The organism is Aminobacter ciceronei (assembly GCF_014138625.1).
Classification (GTDB): domain Bacteria; phylum Pseudomonadota; class Alphaproteobacteria; order Rhizobiales; family Rhizobiaceae; genus Aminobacter; species Aminobacter ciceronei.
Map to the genome: position 1 here is coordinate 1 of NZ_JACJHY010000035.1, position 16900 is coordinate 16900.

Consider the following 16900-nt stretch of genomic DNA (forward strand, 5'->3'; position numbering starts at 1 on the left):
ACCAGCACCTCGCCCTCGCGCGGCCCCTCGAGGTCCACCTCCATGATCTCGAGCGGCTTTCCGGCTCCAACGGCAACGGCGGCGCGGGTTTTCATAGCGATCGTCCCTATTTCTACTCAGAGGAAAAATTGTTGTCGGCAAGGTTTCAGGTTTTGCCGCCGCAGGCAACCGGCAAGGCGACACCTGAACGTCGCAGGACGACGGTTGGCATGATACTCCACAAGCGGTTTCCGACGCGACCCCTTGCGGGATGGACATGGTGGCTGGCGTGGCCGAACATGGCTACGGAATTTCCAGGTAAATGGCAGACGATTCGATGTCGAGTGACAGGCTCCCACGCGATCCCCTGAAGCGTGAAGCGCTCATAAGGGCAGAAAAACCAGAGACTTCCGACCGGATGTTCATTCATCTGCGCGTTCACTCTGCCTATTCGCTGCTCGAAGGTGCCCTGAAGCTCGACAAGGTCGTCGGACACGCTGCCAAGGACGAGGCGCCCGCCATCGCGGTTGCCGACACCAACAACCTGTTCGGCGCGCTGGAGTTTGCCCAGAAGGCCACCAAGGATGGTGTGCAGCCATTGATCGCTTGCCAGGTCGACGTTGACTTTGCAGACGGTGGCGACAGCACCCAACGCGGCCAGGGCTGGAAGCAGGCACTCGATCTGTTTCCGGTGGTTCTGATTGCCGCGACCGAGACCGGCTACGCCAACCTTGTCAGGCTGGTCAGCCGGCTCTATCTCGAAACCCCGAACGGCGAACCGGTGCACGCCAAGCTCGATTGGCTCGCCACCGCAGCGGACGGTATTATCTGCCTGACCGGTGGCCCACGCGGGCCGGTCGGTGCCGCGATCAAGAGCGACCACACGGCAATTGCCGAAAGCCGCCTGCTGACCCTGAAGCAGATGTTCGGCGATCGGCTTTACGTCGAACTCGAGCGTCTGGCCGGCTATGACCGCATGATCGAGGCGGCAACGATCGAACTCGCCTATCGCCACTATCTGCCGCTGGTCGCCACCAATGAGGCGTTCTTCGCCAAGCGTGCCGACTTCGAGGCCCATGACGCGCTCATTGCCATCGCCGAGGGTTCGGTCGTCGCCGAGGACAATCGCCGCAGGCTGACGCCGGACAATTTCCTCAAGTCGCAGAAGGAGATGGCAGAGCTTTTTGCTGATCTGCCTGAGGCGATCGACAACACCGTCGAGATCGCCAGGCGCTGTTCCTACTATCCCAAGAACCGCAATCCGATCCTGCCGCGATTCACCGGTGGCGACATCGCCGATGCCGACGCGGCGGTTGCCGCCGAAGCGGCGGAACTGTCCCGCCAGGCTCGCGAAGGTCTTGCGATGCGCCTGGAAACGCGTGGCCTGTCGACCGGCTACACGCCCGAACAGTACCAGGAACGGCTCGAATATGAGCTTGGCATCATCGAGCGAATGAAATTCCCGGGCTACTTCCTGATCGTTGCCGACTTCATCAAATGGGGCAAGCAACAGGGCATCCCGGTCGGCCCCGGCCGTGGTTCAGGTGCAGGCTCGCTGGTTGCCTATGCGCTGACCATCACCGATGTCGATCCGCTGCGTTTCTCGCTGCTGTTCGAGCGCTTCCTCAACCCCGACCGCGTCTCGATGCCCGACTTCGACATCGACTTCTGCCAGGACCGCCGCGAAGAGGTGATCCGTTATGTGGTCGGCAAGTATGGTCGCGAGCAGGTCGGTCAGATCATCACCTTCGGTACGCTGCAGGCGCGCGCCGTGCTGCGCGACGTTGGCCGCGTTCTGCAGATGCCTTATGGGCAGGTCGACAAGCTCACCAAGATGGTGCCGCAGAACCCGGCCAATCCGGTGACGCTGGCCCAGGCGATCGAGGGCGAGCCGCGCTTTGCCGAGGAGGCAGAACGCGAGCCGATCGTGCAGACGCTGCTCGACATGGCACAGAAGCTCGAGGGCCTCTACCGCCACGCCTCGACGCACGCCGCCGGCATTGTCATCGGTGACCGCCCGTTGTCCGAACTGGTGCCGATGTATCGAGACCCGCGCTCGGACATGCCGGTCACCCAGTTCAACATGAAATATGTCGAGCAGGCCGGACTGGTGAAGTTCGACTTCCTCGGCCTGAAGACGCTGACGGTGCTGCAAAAGGCGGTGCATTTCATCAGCCGCAAGGGCGTCGACATCGACCTCGCGCTGATCCCGCTCGACGATCCGCTGACCTACGCCATGCTGTCGCGCGGCGAGACCGTCGGCATCTTTCAGGTTGAAAGTGCCGGCATGCGCAAGGCGCTGATCGGCATGAAGCCCGACCAGGTCGAGGACATCATCGCGCTGGTGGCACTCTACCGCCCCGGCCCGATGGAGAACATCCCGACCTACAACGCCCGCAAGCATGGTGACGAGGAGATCGCCTCGATCCATCCGATGATCGACTATCTGGTGAAGGAGACGCAAGGCGTCATCGTTTACCAGGAGCAGGTCATGCAGATCGCGCAGGTGCTGTCGGGCTATTCGCTCGGCGAAGCCGATCTGCTGCGCCGCGCCATGGGCAAGAAGATCCGCGCCGAGATGGACAAGCAGCGCGAGCGCTTCGTCACCGGTGCCATGGACAAGAAGGTCAGCAAACCGCAGGCCAACGCCATCTTCGACCTGCTCGCCAAGTTTGCCGACTACGGCTTCAACAAGTCGCACGCCGCAGCCTACGCCATCGTCTCCTACCAGACGGCGTATCTGAAAGCACACTATCCGGTCGAGTTCCTCGCGGCCTCGATGACCTACGATATGTCCAACACGGACAAGCTGAACGACTTCCGCCAGGATGCGATGCGGCTCGGCATCGATGTCGTGCCGCCGTCGGTTATGACCAGCTTCCGCGACTTCGAGGTCGGCGAGAAGAAGATCTTCTACTCGCTCGCCGCGATCAAAGGCGTGGGTGAGGCGGCGGTGCACCACATCGTTGCCAAGCGCCAGGAAAAGCCCTTCGCCAGCCTCGCCGACTTCTGCGAGCGCATCGACCCGAAACTGGTCGGCAAGCGTGTCTTTGAAAGCCTGATCATGGCCGGCGCGCTCGACTGTTTCGGCCACGAGCGCGCGGCGATGATGGCGGGCATCGAGCGCATGATGGGCCTTGCCTCCCGCGCCCACGAAAATGCCACCCTTGGCCAGTCCGACATCTTCGGCAGTGCTGCCTCAGGGCAGGCGCCGTCGCTGCACCTGCCGGTCGCCGATGCTTGGCTTGCCGCCGATCGCCTGCATCGCGAATTCCAGGTCGTCGGCTTCTACCTCTCGGCGCATCCGCTCGACGAATACAAGGCCGCACTTGAGAAGATGCGCGTCCAGAATTGGGCCGACTTTGCCGCTGCCGTGAAGCGTGGTGCGACTGCAGGGCGTCTGGCCGGTACCGTCACCACCAAGCAGGAACGCAAGACCAAGACTGGTAACAAGATGGGCATCGTCCAGTTCTCTGACGTTTCGGGCCAGTATGAAGCGGTGATGTTCTCGGAGACGCTGGCGCAGTATCGCGACCTGTGTGAACCCGGCAAATCGGTGGTCGTCACCGTTGCCGCCGAGGATCGCCCCGAAGGCGTCAACCTGCGCATCCAGACTGTGCAGTCGCTCGAGGACGAAGCGAGCCGGGTGCAGAAGACGCTGCGCATCTTCGTGCGCGACGCGGCTCCGCTCAACATGCTGTCCAACCAGCTGACGGTGCGCGGCGAAGGCGAGGTAAGCTTCATCGTGCTCAAGGGCGAGGCCGAGGGCGAGATCGAAATCGAGCTACGTGAACGCTACCGCATCACGCCGTCGATCGCTTCGGCGATGCGCGCCGTGCCGGGAGTTGTCGAGGTCGAGCTGGTCTAGCCGGCGCGATTGTCCGCGGCGTCACTTCTGCTTGTCAGCCAATTCGACCCGGCAGAGCTGAGCCCGTTCCACAAGCATGGCCCGCTCGGGCGCGTTCTGGGTTAGTGCAGCCGCCCGTTCGAACTCGCCAAGCGCCTCGCCAAGGCGACCGAGCTTCATCAGCAGGTCGGCGCGCACGCTTGGCAGCAGGTGATAGTTGCGCAGCGCCGGCTCCTGCATCAGCTGGTCGGCGAGCTCCAGTCCGGCTGCCGGGCCGAATGCCATCGCCAGCGCCATGGCCCTGTTCAGCTCGATCACGGGTGACGGCACAAGCGCGGCCAGCGCCGCGTAGAGAGCCGCGATTTGCGGCCAATCGGTCTCTTCGGCCGTGTGCGCCCGGGCATGGCAGGCGGCAATCGCCGCCTGCAGCGTATAGGGGCCCCGTTGCTACGTGGCTTCGGCCTTGGCGAGTGCTGCCAAGCCGCGTTTGATCAGCAGATGGTCCCAGCGGGATCTGATCTGGTCGAGCAGCAGGATCGGCTTGCCTTCGGCATCGGTGCGGGCCGGCAAGCGGGATGCCTGGATTTCCATCAATGCGATCAGGCCGTGAACTTCGGCGTCATTGGGTGCAAGCAGCGCCAGCATCCGCCCCAGCCGCATCGCCTCCTGACAGAGTTGTGGCCGCATCCAATCGTCGCCGCGGGTGGCGGAATAGCCTTCGTTGAAGACGAGATAGAGCACTTCGAGCACCGAGCTCAGCCGGTCGGCGCGATCCTGGCCGGCAGGCACCTCGAACGGCACGCAAGCGTCCGACAGAGTGCGCTTGGCCCTGATGATGCGCTGCGCCATCGCTGCTTCGGAAACCAGGTAGGCGCGGGCGATCTCTTCCGTGGTCAGGCCACCGACCAACCGCAAGGTGAGTGCCGCCCGTGCGTCGGGCGAAAGCACCGGATGGCAGGACACGAACATCAGTCCGAGCATGTCGTCACCCATCCCGTCCTCTGGCTCGGCCATTGCCTCGACGTCGGCATCGATACCCAGCAGTGCGAGTTTGCCGTTTGCCATCTTGGCACGCCGAAAATGGTCGATGGCCCGGCGCCTGGCCGAAGTGATCAGCCAGGCGCCGGGCTTGTCCGGGATGCCTGAAACGGGCCAGTTGCGCAGTGCCGCGATAAGGGCATCCTGGGCCAACTCTTCCGCCAGGTCGACGCTGCGGGTGAACCGGGTGAGTGCCGCCACGATCCGCGCCCGCTCCATGCGGAACACTGTCTCGATGGCCCTGTGCGTCGCGCGGCTTCTGGCGACGCTGTCATCAGAAACAAAGTCGGTCGGCATCGTTGGCTGCGGAGGGCCATGGTTTGCGGCCATCTATGGCCTGTCTTGCGCGATGCCCATTTCGCGAAAGCGATCGATGCCTTCGCTGGGCTCGAAATCCTCGAGATCGAACATCTGGCGTATCTCGATCTGACCGTTCTCGATCTGCGGGTTGGGAAAGCGGTTGGCCCATTCCATCGCTTCCTCGCGCGTCTTCACCTGGATGATCGTGTAGCCGGCGATCAGTTCCTTGGTCTCGGCAAAGGGGCCATCAGTGATGGTCTTCTTGCCGCCAGACCATGTGATGCGCCAACCCTTGGAGCTCGGCTGCAGGCCGCTGCCGTCGAGCAGCACACCGGCCTTGGCCAGTTCTCCGTGATAGTCGGCCATGGCTGAGATCATTTCCGCCGGCGGCATGACGCCCGCTTCGGAGTCCTTGCTGGCCTTGATCACGAACATGAAACGCATTGGTTTGCTCCCGCATAATGAGGCCCGACACCATTGTCTGAGCCTAGTCTGCCAACACGACGAGCAGAAGGCAGCAGGATCGACAAAGCCGTTGGCGATTTCTTGCCGCGTGCAATACTTTGCTTCGTTGCGGCGCCTCATCACTGCTGGTACTTTGCCTCGGCCAGTGAGAGGGCGCCGTCATGGACGAGAAAGCCGCCGCAGCAGACCTCATGCAGATGGTGAATGGGTATCAGGTGTCCCAGGCGATCTGCGTCGCCGCAACCCTTGGCATTGCCGATGAACTGACGAACGGACCGCGTTCCAGCGACGATCTCGCCGCTGCGACCGGGTCTCACCCGCAGGCGCTCTACCGCCTGTTGCGTGCGCTTGCTTCGGTCGGTGTGCTCCATGAAGGGGCGACCAGGCAGTTTTCCCTGACGACGCTTGGGTCGGGGCTGCGTTCGGATGCCGAGCAATCCGTCGCACCCTGGGCGCGCATGGTTGGCCGAGCCTACTACCGCGACGCCTGGGGTGAGCTGTTGCACAGCGTGCGCACCGGCGAGAACGCGTTCGTGCATGCGCATGGCACCGGTGTCTGGCAGTACCGCATCGATCATCCAGAGGAGTCGCTGATCTTCGACCGGGCGATGTCGTCCTTCGTGCCGGCAGTCGCTGCGGCGGTGCTTGCGGCCTACGACTTCGGCCGCTTCGACGTCATCATGGATGTCGGCGGCGGCCAGGGCGCCTTGCTGGCGGCGATCCTTGCCCGCAATCCGCCGCAGCGCGGCATCCTGTTTGACCAGCCGATGGTGGTCGAGGGCGCCGGTGCCGTTCTCAATGCGGCGTCGGTCGCCGATCGCTGCGAGGTGGTCGGCGGCGACTTCTTCGCTGCCGTGCCGGAGGGTGCCGATGCACATGTCATGAAATGGATATTGCACGACTGGGACGACGAGCGCTCGATCGCCGTGCTGAAAAGCTGCCGGCGGGCAATCCGGCCGGATGGGACGCTGGTCGTACTCGAAGCTGTTCTCGCGCCACCGAACGAAGGCGCGCGCGCCAAATTCGCCGACCTCAACATGCTGGCGGTACCCGGCGGACAGGAAAGAACCAAGGACGAGTTCGCGGCGCTGTTCGCAGCATCCGGCTTCCGGCTGACCAAGGTGATCGACGCCGGGCCGCGTATCAGCATTGTCGAAGGCGAGCCGGCGTGACCTGTATCCGCTGAAGCAACTGCGGGAGCGCCCCTGACTGGCATCGGCGATGGCGCCGGTGAAAACTCCAAAAATACTCGGCTCGAGCACCCGCTGAATCTGCTGCGAAGCAGATTTCATCCGGCATCTGCCGGATACGCGACTCCCAGACTTGTGTTTGATTTGCCCCACCTGTGCGCGCTCTTGGGGAAGATCAGCATGGCAGCAGCAAAATGGGGGTCGGCGGCAATCTGGCGATGTCGAACTTCGGGCCGGACACGATCGCTTCGCTCGACGGCCGCGTCGCCGCGCTCGAGGGCAGCTTCTCCGGCAGCATCGGCAAGGCCTATGAAGGCAGCTCCATTGCCTTGGCGATGGCGGGCGGCACGTTGCCTTCCGACAAGGACTTCGCGATGTCGATCAACTGGGGCAACTTCGAGGGCGAGAACGGCTTTGCCGGAACCGCAGCCATGCGCATCAACGACAATCTGCGCCTGCATGGCGGCATCGTTGTCGGCGCGCGCCACGGCACGGTGGGCAGCCGCGCCGGCCTGACATTCGCCTGGTAGCGAGACACTTGTCCAGCAGACGTGCTTGCCGCGTTGCGTTTCAGTCGTCCAGCGCCTCGGGCGGATGCGCATTGCGGCCTTTGCCGAAGGTGTAGCCGGTCTCGACGGCGTTCTTGCCGAACTTGCCGCGCAGCACGTCGATGGCGCCTTCGGCCAGCGCCCGCTTGCGCGACTGGACGTCGACGAGATCGGGCGGGTCGGCGCGTTCGTCATCGGAGAGGTCGCTGACACCGATGCCGAGCAGACGGTACTTTGTGCCGTCGGTTTCCTTCGACAAAAGCTGCATGCCGGTCTGGAAGATGCGGTCGGCAAGCCGTGTCGGGTCGGTCAGCTGGCGGTTGCGCGTCCGGAGCTTGAAGTCCTGGCTCTTGAGCTTGAGCACGACGGTGCGGCCGGCAATGTTTGCCTTCTTCAGCCGCGCCGAGACCTTTTCCGACAGCGCACGCAGCACAGGCACCAGCTCCGCCGACGACGCGAGATCGGTATCGAAGGTGGTTTCCGCCGAAACGCTCTTGGCTTCCTGGTCGGGCGACACCTGGCGATCGTCCTGGCCGCGCGACAGGTGATAGAGCCGGCTCCCCATCGTGCCGTAGCGCCGCATCAGGTCGCCGCGGTCCATGCGCTGCAACTGGCCGATGCTGCGGATGCCGTCGCTTTCGAGCGTCGCGGCAAAGGCTTTTCCGACGCCCCAGATCATCGTCACCGGCTGTGGCGCGAGGAAGGCGAGCGCCTCGGCCTCGCCGATGACGGTAAAGCCGCGCGGCTTGCGCAGGTCGGAAGCGACCTTGGCGAGGAACTTGCAGTAGGACAGGCCGGCGGAGACGGTGATGCCGATCTCTTTCTCGACGGCAACCGCAAAGCGGGCGAGCACAAGGGCCGGCGGCAGGCCATGCAGGCGCTCGGTGCCGTCAAGGTCGAGAAAGGCCTCGTCGATCGACAGCGGCTCCACCAGCGGCGTCAGCGCCTGCATCATCGAGCGCACCTCGCGCCCGACGCGGACGTATTTTTCCATGTCGGGGCTGATCACGACCGCCTCTGGACAGGCCTCCAGCGCCTTGAACATCGGCATTGCCGAGCGCACGCCATGGATACGGGCGATGTAGCAGGCCGTGGAGACCACGCCGCGCTTGCCGCCGCCGATGATGACCGGCTTGTCCTTGAGCTCGGGATTGTCGCGCTTTTCGACTGCCGCATAGAAGGCATCGCAGTCGATATGGGCGAGGTGCAGCTTGTAAAGCTCGGGATGGCGCAACAGGCGCGGGCTGCCGCAGCCGTGGCAGCGCGGTCCCGACCCACGCTGAAGGGCAAGGCAGTCGCGGCAAAAACCGTGGCTGGGATCGTTGACAGGCATCGCCTTCGCTGCGAACATAAAGAGAACAAGCGCGATTTTATGTCAGCTGCCCCGTCGGGACAAGGCTGCGCTCTGGAGCCATGCCATGACTGATGCCATTTCGCCGCTGACACCGGATCTGTGGCCACATTTTGAGGATTTGTTCGGCAAGCAGGGCGCCTGCTATGGCTGCTGGTGCACCTATTTCAGGCTGCCGCCGGCGGTCAGGCGGAACAGCAAACGCGAGAGCAACAAGGATCACATCAAGACGCGAATCGCGGCCGGCCCGCCGCCGGGCCTGCTGGCATTCTCGGATGGCGAAGCGGTCGGCTGGATGCAGATCGGCCCGCGCGCCGACGTGCCCGAATTCAACAACAAGGGCAGGGGCTCCGCGCCGTTGTCACCAGAGGATGCCGGCGATCCAGCCGTCTGGGCCATTTCCTGCTTCTTCATCCGCGGCAAGGCACGCGGCCAGGGTGTGACGCACCGGCTTGTCGACGCCGGTGTCGCATTCGCGCGCCAGGCGGGTGCCCGCGTGCTTGAAGCCTGCCCAATCGACCAATCGAACGGCAAACACCCGGTCAGCCTGTTTGTCGGCTCGACGCGGGTGTTCGAAAAGGCGGGGTTTACGCGCGCAATCGAGCGGAAGCCGGGCCGGCCGCTGATGCGTCTTGAACTGTGAGGCGTGGCTACGGCGGAAGCAACTTAACCTGAAAAGCCGCCGGCTTCGAGAAACGCCAGCTCCTGCTCGGTCGATTCGCGGCCGAGGATGAAGTTGCGGTGCGGGAAGCGGCCAAAACGGGCGACGATGTCGCGATGACCGATGGCGTGCTTGAGGTAGTCGCCGCCAAGCGCCGTCGAGCGTTCGAGCGGGGTGTCGTGATCGGCCAGCGTCTCGGAATGCGAGAACGGCAGATAGAAAAACACCCGGATTGGCCCATCCGTCGCCATGTCGTGGCCGTCGGCCACCGCCCGGCGCGCGAAATGGCGGGCGAGCGGATCGGTGGCATACATGTGGCCGCTGCCACGGAAGCAATTGCGCGGAAACTGGTCGAGCAGGATCATCAGCGCCAGCGCCCCCTCGGCATCGTCTGCCCAGTGGTCGCACTGGCGCTTGGCGGCGGCCATGTGCAGGTCGCCGAAGCGGCTGCGGAAGCTGTCGTCGAACATCTCGTCCTTGCGGAACCAGCTTTCCGGCCCGGATTCGCGCCAAAAGGCGACCACTTCGGTTGCACGCTGCCTGTCGATCATCTTCGGCTCCTCGTTGCTTTCACTGTGGCATCGCGCGTAGCCCATCGACGCGCGACGGCAAATCCATCATTCGCCAGGCACGACCCTCTTGGCGATCGCGTCCGCTGCTTCCTCGTTAAGGGCCTTGGCGGTACGGCGCGGCGGTGTCAGCGGTGTCGGCACCGGCCCGGCGATATTGCCTTGCAGGAAGTCGCCGCCGGCGTGGATGTCGCCGGCGAACTGCATCTCCAGCCGTGCGGCGTCACGGCGGCGCACTTCCTCGATCACCTCGGCGACGTCGTCCCGATCCTCGCCGAGCTTTTCGAGCGTGGCGCCGCCAAAGACGATCGCCGATTCGAATGTCTCGCGCAGTTGATAGTCGACGCCGGCGCGAATGAGCTTCATCGCCGTGCCGCGGTCATAGGCACGCGCCAGAACCGGCACCAACGGGAACTCGGCGGCGAGGTTTTGTGCGATGCGGACAGCAACGTCTTCCTTGTCGACGCAGATCAGCACGGCGCGTGCCCGTCCGGCGCCTGCCGCATGCAGGATATCGAGCCGGGTGCCGTCGCCATAATAGATCTTGAAGCCGAAATCGGCGGCCGCCTGGATCATCTCGACGTCGTTGTCGATGATCGACACGTCGACGCCGCGCAGCAGCAAAGGCTGGCTGGCGATCTGTCCGAAGCGACCGAAGCCGATCACGAGCACCGTGCCACTGAGTTCCGCTGCGACATCAACGTCTTCGAGCGATTGTTCGACCTGCGGCGTGAAGCGGCGCAGCACCATGATCGCCAACGGGGTCAGCACCATCGAGATGATGATGATGGCAGTCAGGATCGCATTGGCCTCGCCGTCGATGATGCCGACGGCCAGCGCCGAGGAGTAGAGCACGAAGGCGAATTCGCCGCCTTGCGCCATGATGACGGCACGTTCCAGCGCCTCGCGATGACCCGACTTCCGGAAGCGCGCAACCCCATAGATGCCGATGCCTTTCATCAGCATGTAGACGACGACGTAGAAGGCGATCATCTGCCAGTTGGCCAGCACGACCGTCAGGTCGAGTGACATGCCGACCGCGATGAAGAACATGCCGAGCAGGATACCGCGGAAGGGTTCAACGTCGGCTTCGAGCTGATGGCGGAAGGTCGATTCGGACAGCAGCACGCCGGCGAGAAACGCACCCATCGCCATGGAAAGACCGCCAAGTTGCATGGCGAGTGCTGCACCCAGCACAACGAGCAAGGCAGCTGCGGTCATCACTTCGCGAGCGCGCGAGTCGGCAAGGACCCGGAACAACGGATTGAGCAGATAGCGGCCGGCGATGACCAGTCCGGTGATCGACGCGACGCCGATGCCGATGTCGGTCAGCCGCCCGGCCCAGCCCGTACCAGTGTCGGAGGCTGCCGGCGCCAGGAAGGCCACCAGAGCCAGCAAAGGCACGATGGCGAGGTCCTCGAGCAGCAGGATCGAAACCATGCGCTGCCCCTTTGGCGTCGACATCTCGCCACGCTCGTCGAGCAACTGCATGACGATTGCGGTGGACGTCAGCACAAAGCCGGCACCGGCGACAAAGGATTGGGAGACCAGGAAACCTCCGGCGAGGCCAACCATGGTCAACAGAGCCGCGCAGATGCCGACCTGCAGTGCGCCCAGCCCGAAGATTTCGCGCCGCAGACCCCACAGCCGCGACGGCTGCATTTCGAGGCCGATGATGAACAGGAACATCACCACGCCGAGTTCGGCGACATGCAGGATGGTGGAGGATTCGGTGAAGATGCCGATGCCGAATGGGCCAATGACCACACCGGCGCTGAGGTAGCCGAGGATGGAGCCGAGGCCGAGTCGCTTGAAGATGGGGACGGCCACGACGCCTGCAGCCAGCAGCGCCACCACCGGAACCAGATCGACACCCGCTGTCTCTGCTGCCATGCGCCTTTTCGATCCTTGGCTGTGCGGCTGATACCGCTTGGTGGGAAAGCGCCAAGATAGGTGCTTCGGGCGCTTCAGAACAGCCCGGCCAGCCTATCGAATTGTCCCGCCACAACATTGTCGCCGAATCGCTGTGGCATGGCTCTGGCCCCACAACCTGCCATTGCGTGTGACATGGCTTGACGCTAAGGCGGGCTCGGTTTCGACCAGTGTGGGGTTGAACTGCCGCCGGCGTTTGTTGCCGGCTACGAGGAGAGGACTGACATGAGAAATATGCTGTTTGCCGTGCTCGGCGTTGCCGCGCTTGGCCTTTCGGCCTGCTCGAAGGCGCCCGAATGCACCGCCGAGGTTCTGACCAAGAAGGGCCAGGAAGTGGCGACCGCGCTTCAGGAAGCCATCACCAAGGACCCGGCCAAGGCTGCCGAGCTGTCCGCCAAGGTGCAGGAAGTTGCCACGAAGTACACCGGTGCGACGACGTCGGAAGAGGCCTGCAAGGCCTATGACGACCTGCTGACCGCCATCAAGGGCTGATTCTTCGGCCTGAAACGAAAAGGGCGGTACCACGGGTGCCGCCCTTTTTCTTTGCGATTTGAAGAATCAGTTCTTGGCGATGGCTCCGACGGCGGTTCCGTCGACGCGCGACAGCTTCATGCCGATCACCGGCACCAGTTGCTTGTCGACGCGTACCGAGACGGTGACATGCATCAGGTTGTCGTCGGGCATGCGTGCCTGCATGACGCCGTTGAGCTGGTTGCGGTTGAGCGACAGGATCACCTTCCGGCCGTCGACAACACTGCCGGAGATGATGTCGAGGCCCTTGCCTTCGGAGCCGTCCAGGAACTTGCCGCGATAGCCGCTGCGGCCCTTCTGTTCGATGGTTGCCGACATCTTCTGCGTGAACACGCCGACGCGGCATCCGCCGTCGAGAGACATGCCGACTGTGCCGTCAGGGGTCGAACCGGTGAAGTTGCAGGTGAATTTGGTACCCTTGTATTTGCCGGCGACGATCTCGCCCGGCCCGACCCATTCGCCTTCCACTGTCTTGAAGAACTTCTTGTCGCGCTCGGCGCCCTTGACCGTGTCGGCATGCGCGACGGACGGCAGCGCCATAGCCACGGCAGGCAGGACAGCGGACAACAACAAGCGCTTCATGGGCACACCCGACAGCAGGAAACTGGAACGATTAGCTTTGAGGACCATGACCAAGAATGGTTAATGCTTCGTCTATTTGACCTTTTCGGCGCCCTTGTCCTTGGTCGCGAAGGTGGTCAGCGCAGCCAGGAAATCGCCTATGCCGGGGCGCTTGACCGCGGCAAAGGGCAGGGGCCGTGCCGTTTCCATCGCGGCGATGCCGATGCGGGCCGTCATCATGCCGTTGACCACGCCTTCGCCGAGCTTGGCCGACACCTTGGCGGCAAGGCCGTGGCCGACAAGCTGCTGGACGAAACTGTCGCCGACGGCAATCGAGCCGGTGACGGCGAGATGGGCAATGGCCGAACGGGCAAGCCGGAAGAAGCCGAGCGTGCCGGGCCTGCCGCCATAGAGTTCAGACAGGCGCCGGATCAGACGTCCGGCCTCGAACACGACATAGGCGATATCGACCAGCGCACGCGGGCTGACCGCGGTTACCAGCGACACACGCTTGGCGGCGTCGAGGATGAGAATCTTCGCTTGCGCGTCGAGCGGTGTCAGTATCTCGGCTTCGGCGAGCCGCACGAGATCGGCGCCGTCGATCACTTCGCCGCGCAGGTCGGCGAGCGCGCGCCGGCCCGCCGCCGTTTCAGGCTTCGACGACAAAAGGTTCGACAATTCGTCGACGACGTTGCGAGCTGCGGCCGGATCGTTGCGCGCAATGGCGTCAGTCGCCCGGTTGCGCAGGCGCTCGACAGAGGCCAGCCGGAACACTGCCAGAAGCTCGCGGGCGAGGATCACCACAAGTGCCGATGCCGCGATGCCTGCGGCGGCCACCGCCAGCCAGCCGAGCCAGTCGGCGCGCGAGAACAGGTCGCGGATCAGCCTGTCGGTCCAGAGCCCGACGCCGAGCGAGATCAGGATGCCGAAGGCGGTAAGGAAGATCGCGCCGATGCGGGACCTGCGCCTTTGGGCGGTTGCGGGCGGTGGTTCGGCCGCAGCAATGTCCGCCTCGTCGAAGACATCGAACTCGGCTGGCGTCACCACAGCGGCTTCGGCTGCCAGCGCGCGCGGCTTGCGCGGTGCCGCCGCCGACGGCGCACGGACGGCTGTCTCTTCCGTTACCGGTTCCGGCTCGATGCGAAAGGCCGCGGGTTTTCGGGGAGCGCTCATGCGAGATGGTCTCCGATGAGGAATTGCAGCGCGCGGTCGAGCCGGATGTGCGGCAGCGACAGCGTCACGCCTTCGGCCGTGCGCTCCAGCCGGGGCGGGCGGAAGCGCACGAAACGGATCGTCGGATCATTCGCATCCTGGCGGTGATTGGTGCCGAAATCCTGGAACACGACATCAGCCTTGTCAGGTAAGTCCCCGGGAAATATGGCAGTTTCACTGTTGCCGTCGAAGCGTTCCTTGCCGATCGTCTCGCCTTCGATCGGGGTCCCGATGATGACGGGCAGTGTCTCGCGACCTTGCTTGACGGTGCCTTCGCGGGTGGCGCGGACGGCGGCAAGCGCCAGCACGTCGACCTCGGCACCGGAGAGGTTGGCGCGTGCCACGGCGCGGTCGGTGAGCCGGCGCACGATCGACTGCAGCCGGTCGTGGCTCTCGTGATGCAGGTGATCCGCCTTGGTCGCTGCAACCAGGATGCGGTCGATGCGTCGCGAGAACAGGTCGGTCAGGATATTGCCCCGGCCCGGCCGGAAGCAGGCGAGAATTTCGGTCACCGCGCGCTCGAGGTCGGCGATGGCGCCGGGGCCGGCGTTCAGTGCCTGCATCGCGTCGATCAGCACGATCTGGCGGTCGAGCCGCGCGATATGTTCGCGGAAGAACGGCTTCACCACATGCGTCTTGTAGGCCTCGTAGCGCCTTTCCATCATCGCGTGCAGCGAGCCGGGCCGCGCCCGCTGGCTGAGGCCGGGAAGCGGGGCGAAGGTTAGCGCTGGTGATCCCTCGAGGTCGCCGGGCATCAGGAACCGGCCGGGCGGCAGCGTCGACAGCGCGCGCTCGTCGTCCTTGCAGGCCTTGAGATAGGCGGCAAAACTCTCGAACAGCCGCCGGGCCGTCATCTCGTCGGCATCCGCCTCGGGCTTGACCGTGGCGGCAAGCTCACGCCAGGCTTCCGACAGGTCGGCACGAACCGGCAGGCGTGCGAGCTCGAACGCCTCCCGGGAGAAATCGTCGTAGCTCTTGCCGAGCAGCGGCAGGTCGAGCAGCCATTCGCCCGGATAGTCGACGAGGTCCACCGACAGTTTTCCAGCTGAAAACATGCGGTTCCAGCCGGAGGCCGACTCGAATTCTGTGGTCAGCCTGAGTTCCGAAATCGCGCGGGTCGAATCCGGCCAGATGCGCTGGTCGACGAGGGCCGAAACATGATCCTCAAACTGGAAGCGAGGCACGGCGTCGTCAGGCTGTTCTTCGAGGAAAGCGCGTGAAATGCGCCCCGATTTCTGTGCCTCGAACAGCGGCAGCCGGCCGCCATGGATCAGATTGTGGACGAAGGACGTGATGAAAACGGTCTTGCCGGCCCGCGACAACCCGGTCACTCCGAGCCGCAGAGACGGCGAGAAAAGTCCCGCGGCACGGCCGGAAAACGTGTCGAGCGCAATGCGCGCCTCATCGGTGAAGGTGGTCAGAGACGCCAATCGTCGATCCCCATGCGGTCGCGCCGGATATAGGTGCCGCTGCAGGGATTTGAAATGGCGGCCGGGTTCAAAGATCGGCAGGCGTCAGAAACGCCTCGAGATAGCCATTGCCGAGTTCGGCTCCGGAAAGCTCGCCTTCGAAGCGGATCACGGCCAGGCCCGAGGTCGGGAAACCGGTCTGCAGCGTATGCAGCGCCGCTTGGTCGCCATCGCCTGAAACAGCCATGGCGAGGTCTTCCATCATCGGGTTGTGGCCGATGACCAGGATCGAGCCGTGCCTGCCATTTTCGCGGATCTTGTCGAAATAGCCCGCGGCGTCGGCGCTGTAGAGGTCGTCGGTGAAGACGACCCGGCCGGTGTCCGCGTGGCCGGCGAGGCCCTCCAGGGTTTCGCGGGCGCGCCGGGCGTTGGAGCAGAGTGTGAGTTCCGGCACATAGCCGTTGGCGCGCATTGCCGTGCCGGTGGCTTCGGCGTCCGCGATGCCGGTGGCGTCGAGCGGCCGGTCGAAATCCCTGACGCCGGGCAGGGCCCAGCCGGCCTTGGCGTGTCGGAGAAGGTAGAGCTTTCCCAAATGTTGCTCCTGGAAGCCCGATCTCGCGACGAGCCTGCGCCAACTTGTCATCTCTGGATGTAGCCAAGCGTCAGGCCGCTTGCAACCGGACGATGCCATTGCGCGTTTCTTGAGGAGAGAGTTGCGCTCTTGCCACGTCCGAATCACGACATTGTGGGCGGCGCAAACTTTTCGATGAATACGCTTGTGTGGGGCTTGGCCCGCGAATATATAGGCGCCAAAACGGGGTTGTCGGGTGAGTCGAATGAACGATACCGTTACTCTTGGCTACGTGCCCTCCGATGAGGAGCCGTTCATGAACGAACGGCAAAAGTCTTACTTCAGAGCTAAGTTGGTTGCCTGGAAGAACGACATCCTCCGCGAAGCTCGCGAAACCCTCGAAATACTTCAGCAGGAAAATGCCAACCATCCGGATCTTGCCGACCGCGCATCGTCCGAGACCGACCGTGCCATTGAACTCAGGGCACGCGACCGGCAACGCAAGTTGATCTCCAAGATCGACTCTGCCCTGCAGAGGATTGACGAGGGTACCTACGGCTATTGCGAGGAGACAGGTGAACCGATTTCGCTGAAGCGACTGGACGCACGTCCGATCGCTACGCTGTCGATTGAGGCTCAGGAGCGTCACGAGCGCCGCGAAAAAGTCTATCGCGACGACTGATCGCGGAATGGCAGAAACGAAAAAGGCGGCTTCGGCCGCCTTTTTTCTTGTCCG

16 protein-coding genes are annotated in these 16900 nt (G+C 63.8%); 6 read left to right on the top strand and 10 right to left on the bottom strand.

Translation table 11 applies throughout. The annotated features are described in order from the left end of the window. The first annotated feature begins 397 nt into the window (after window positions 1-397). Window positions 398-3847, top strand: a complete 3450-nt coding sequence (gene dnaE / locus HNQ95_RS27340; RefSeq protein WP_182575677.1) for a DNA polymerase III subunit alpha — start codon at window positions 398-400, stop codon at window positions 3845-3847. Between the two features lie 21 nt (window positions 3848-3868). On the opposite strand, the gene HNQ95_RS34125 is transcribed toward dnaE, so the two are convergent. The 3 genes from HNQ95_RS34125 to HNQ95_RS27350 all read right to left on the bottom strand — a co-directional run bounded on the left by HNQ95_RS34125 (window position 3869) and on the right by HNQ95_RS27350 (window position 5608). Beyond that, the gene (locus HNQ95_RS34125) at window positions 3869-4144 is read right to left on the bottom strand and encodes an RNA polymerase sigma factor (protein WP_312871019.1); all 276 of its coding nucleotides are present in this window, start codon (window positions 4142-4144) and stop codon (window positions 3869-3871) included. A gap of 129 nt (window positions 4145-4273) precedes the next feature. Further along, a complete protein-coding gene (locus HNQ95_RS27345; RefSeq protein WP_312871020.1) occupies window positions 4274-5161 on the bottom strand; it encodes an RNA polymerase sigma factor in 888 nt (295 codons plus the stop codon). A 33-nt stretch (window positions 5162-5194) separates the two neighbouring features. Beyond that, entirely contained in the window at window positions 5195-5608 is a 414-nt protein-coding gene (locus HNQ95_RS27350) for a YciI family protein (protein WP_067961759.1), read from the bottom strand. Window positions 5609-5790: 182 nt separating this feature from the next. Here HNQ95_RS27350 and HNQ95_RS27355 point away from each other — a divergent pair, with 182 nt between their 5' ends. Further along, the gene (locus HNQ95_RS27355; RefSeq protein WP_067961760.1) at window positions 5791-6801 is read left to right on the top strand and encodes a methyltransferase; all 1011 of its coding nucleotides are present in this window, start codon (window positions 5791-5793) and stop codon (window positions 6799-6801) included. A gap of 236 nt (window positions 6802-7037) precedes the next feature. Next, window positions 7038-7349, top strand: coding sequence for a YadA-like family protein (locus HNQ95_RS27360; RefSeq protein WP_210289173.1), 312 nt, complete (start codon window positions 7038-7040; stop codon window positions 7347-7349). Window positions 7350-7389: 40 nt separating this feature from the next. Here HNQ95_RS27360 and HNQ95_RS27365 read toward each other — a convergent pair whose 3' ends face one another. After that, complete coding sequence (locus tag HNQ95_RS27365; RefSeq protein WP_067961763.1) at window positions 7390-8718, bottom strand: DNA polymerase IV; 1329 nt, start codon at window positions 8716-8718, stop codon at window positions 7390-7392. A 67-nt stretch (window positions 8719-8785) separates the two neighbouring features. On the opposite strand from HNQ95_RS27365, the gene HNQ95_RS27370 reads away from it, so the two are divergent. Beyond that, a complete protein-coding gene (locus tag HNQ95_RS27370) occupies window positions 8786-9361 on the top strand; it encodes a GNAT family N-acetyltransferase (RefSeq protein ID WP_067961766.1) in 576 nt (191 codons plus the stop codon). A gap of 23 nt (window positions 9362-9384) precedes the next feature. Here HNQ95_RS27370 and HNQ95_RS27375 read toward each other — a convergent pair whose 3' ends face one another. Both HNQ95_RS27375 and HNQ95_RS27380 read right to left on the bottom strand, forming a co-directional pair. Then, window positions 9385-9930, bottom strand: coding sequence for a DUF924 family protein (locus HNQ95_RS27375; protein ID WP_067966504.1), 546 nt, complete (start codon window positions 9928-9930; stop codon window positions 9385-9387). Between the two features lie 66 nt (window positions 9931-9996). Continuing rightward, window positions 9997-11841 (bottom strand): monovalent cation:proton antiporter-2 (CPA2) family protein, encoded by a 1845-nt coding sequence (locus HNQ95_RS27380; protein WP_067961768.1) that lies wholly within the window; start codon window positions 11839-11841, stop codon window positions 9997-9999. Window positions 11842-12105: 264 nt separating this feature from the next. On the opposite strand from HNQ95_RS27380, the gene HNQ95_RS27385 reads away from it, so the two are divergent. Then, entirely contained in the window at window positions 12106-12372 is a 267-nt protein-coding gene (locus HNQ95_RS27385; RefSeq protein ID WP_067961769.1) for a hypothetical protein, read from the top strand. Between the two features lie 66 nt (window positions 12373-12438). Here HNQ95_RS27385 and HNQ95_RS27390 read toward each other — a convergent pair whose 3' ends face one another. The 4 genes from HNQ95_RS27390 to HNQ95_RS27405 form a co-directional block, all read right to left on the bottom strand. Further along, entirely contained in the window at window positions 12439-12951 is a 513-nt protein-coding gene (locus HNQ95_RS27390; RefSeq protein ID WP_246341006.1) for a hypothetical protein, read from the bottom strand. 114 nt (window positions 12952-13065) lie between these two features. Continuing rightward, the gene (locus HNQ95_RS27395; protein WP_067961774.1) at window positions 13066-14145 is read right to left on the bottom strand and encodes a YcjF family protein; all 1080 of its coding nucleotides are present in this window, start codon (window positions 14143-14145) and stop codon (window positions 13066-13068) included. Beyond that, on the bottom strand, window positions 14142-15614 hold the full coding sequence (locus HNQ95_RS27400; RefSeq protein WP_067961776.1) for a YcjX family GTP-binding protein: 1473 nt from the start codon (window positions 15612-15614) through the stop codon (window positions 14142-14144). The genes HNQ95_RS27395 and HNQ95_RS27400 overlap by 4 nt, the downstream gene beginning before the upstream one ends. Window positions 15615-15681: 67 nt before the next feature. Next, entirely contained in the window at window positions 15682-16185 is a 504-nt protein-coding gene (locus HNQ95_RS27405; RefSeq protein WP_067961778.1) for a SixA phosphatase family protein, read from the bottom strand. A gap of 244 nt (window positions 16186-16429) precedes the next feature. Here HNQ95_RS27405 and dksA point away from each other — a divergent pair, with 244 nt between their 5' ends. Beyond that, on the top strand, window positions 16430-16846 hold the full coding sequence (gene dksA, locus HNQ95_RS27410; RefSeq protein WP_067961780.1) for an RNA polymerase-binding protein DksA: 417 nt from the start codon (window positions 16430-16432) through the stop codon (window positions 16844-16846). Window positions 16847-16900: the final 54 nt, after the last annotated feature.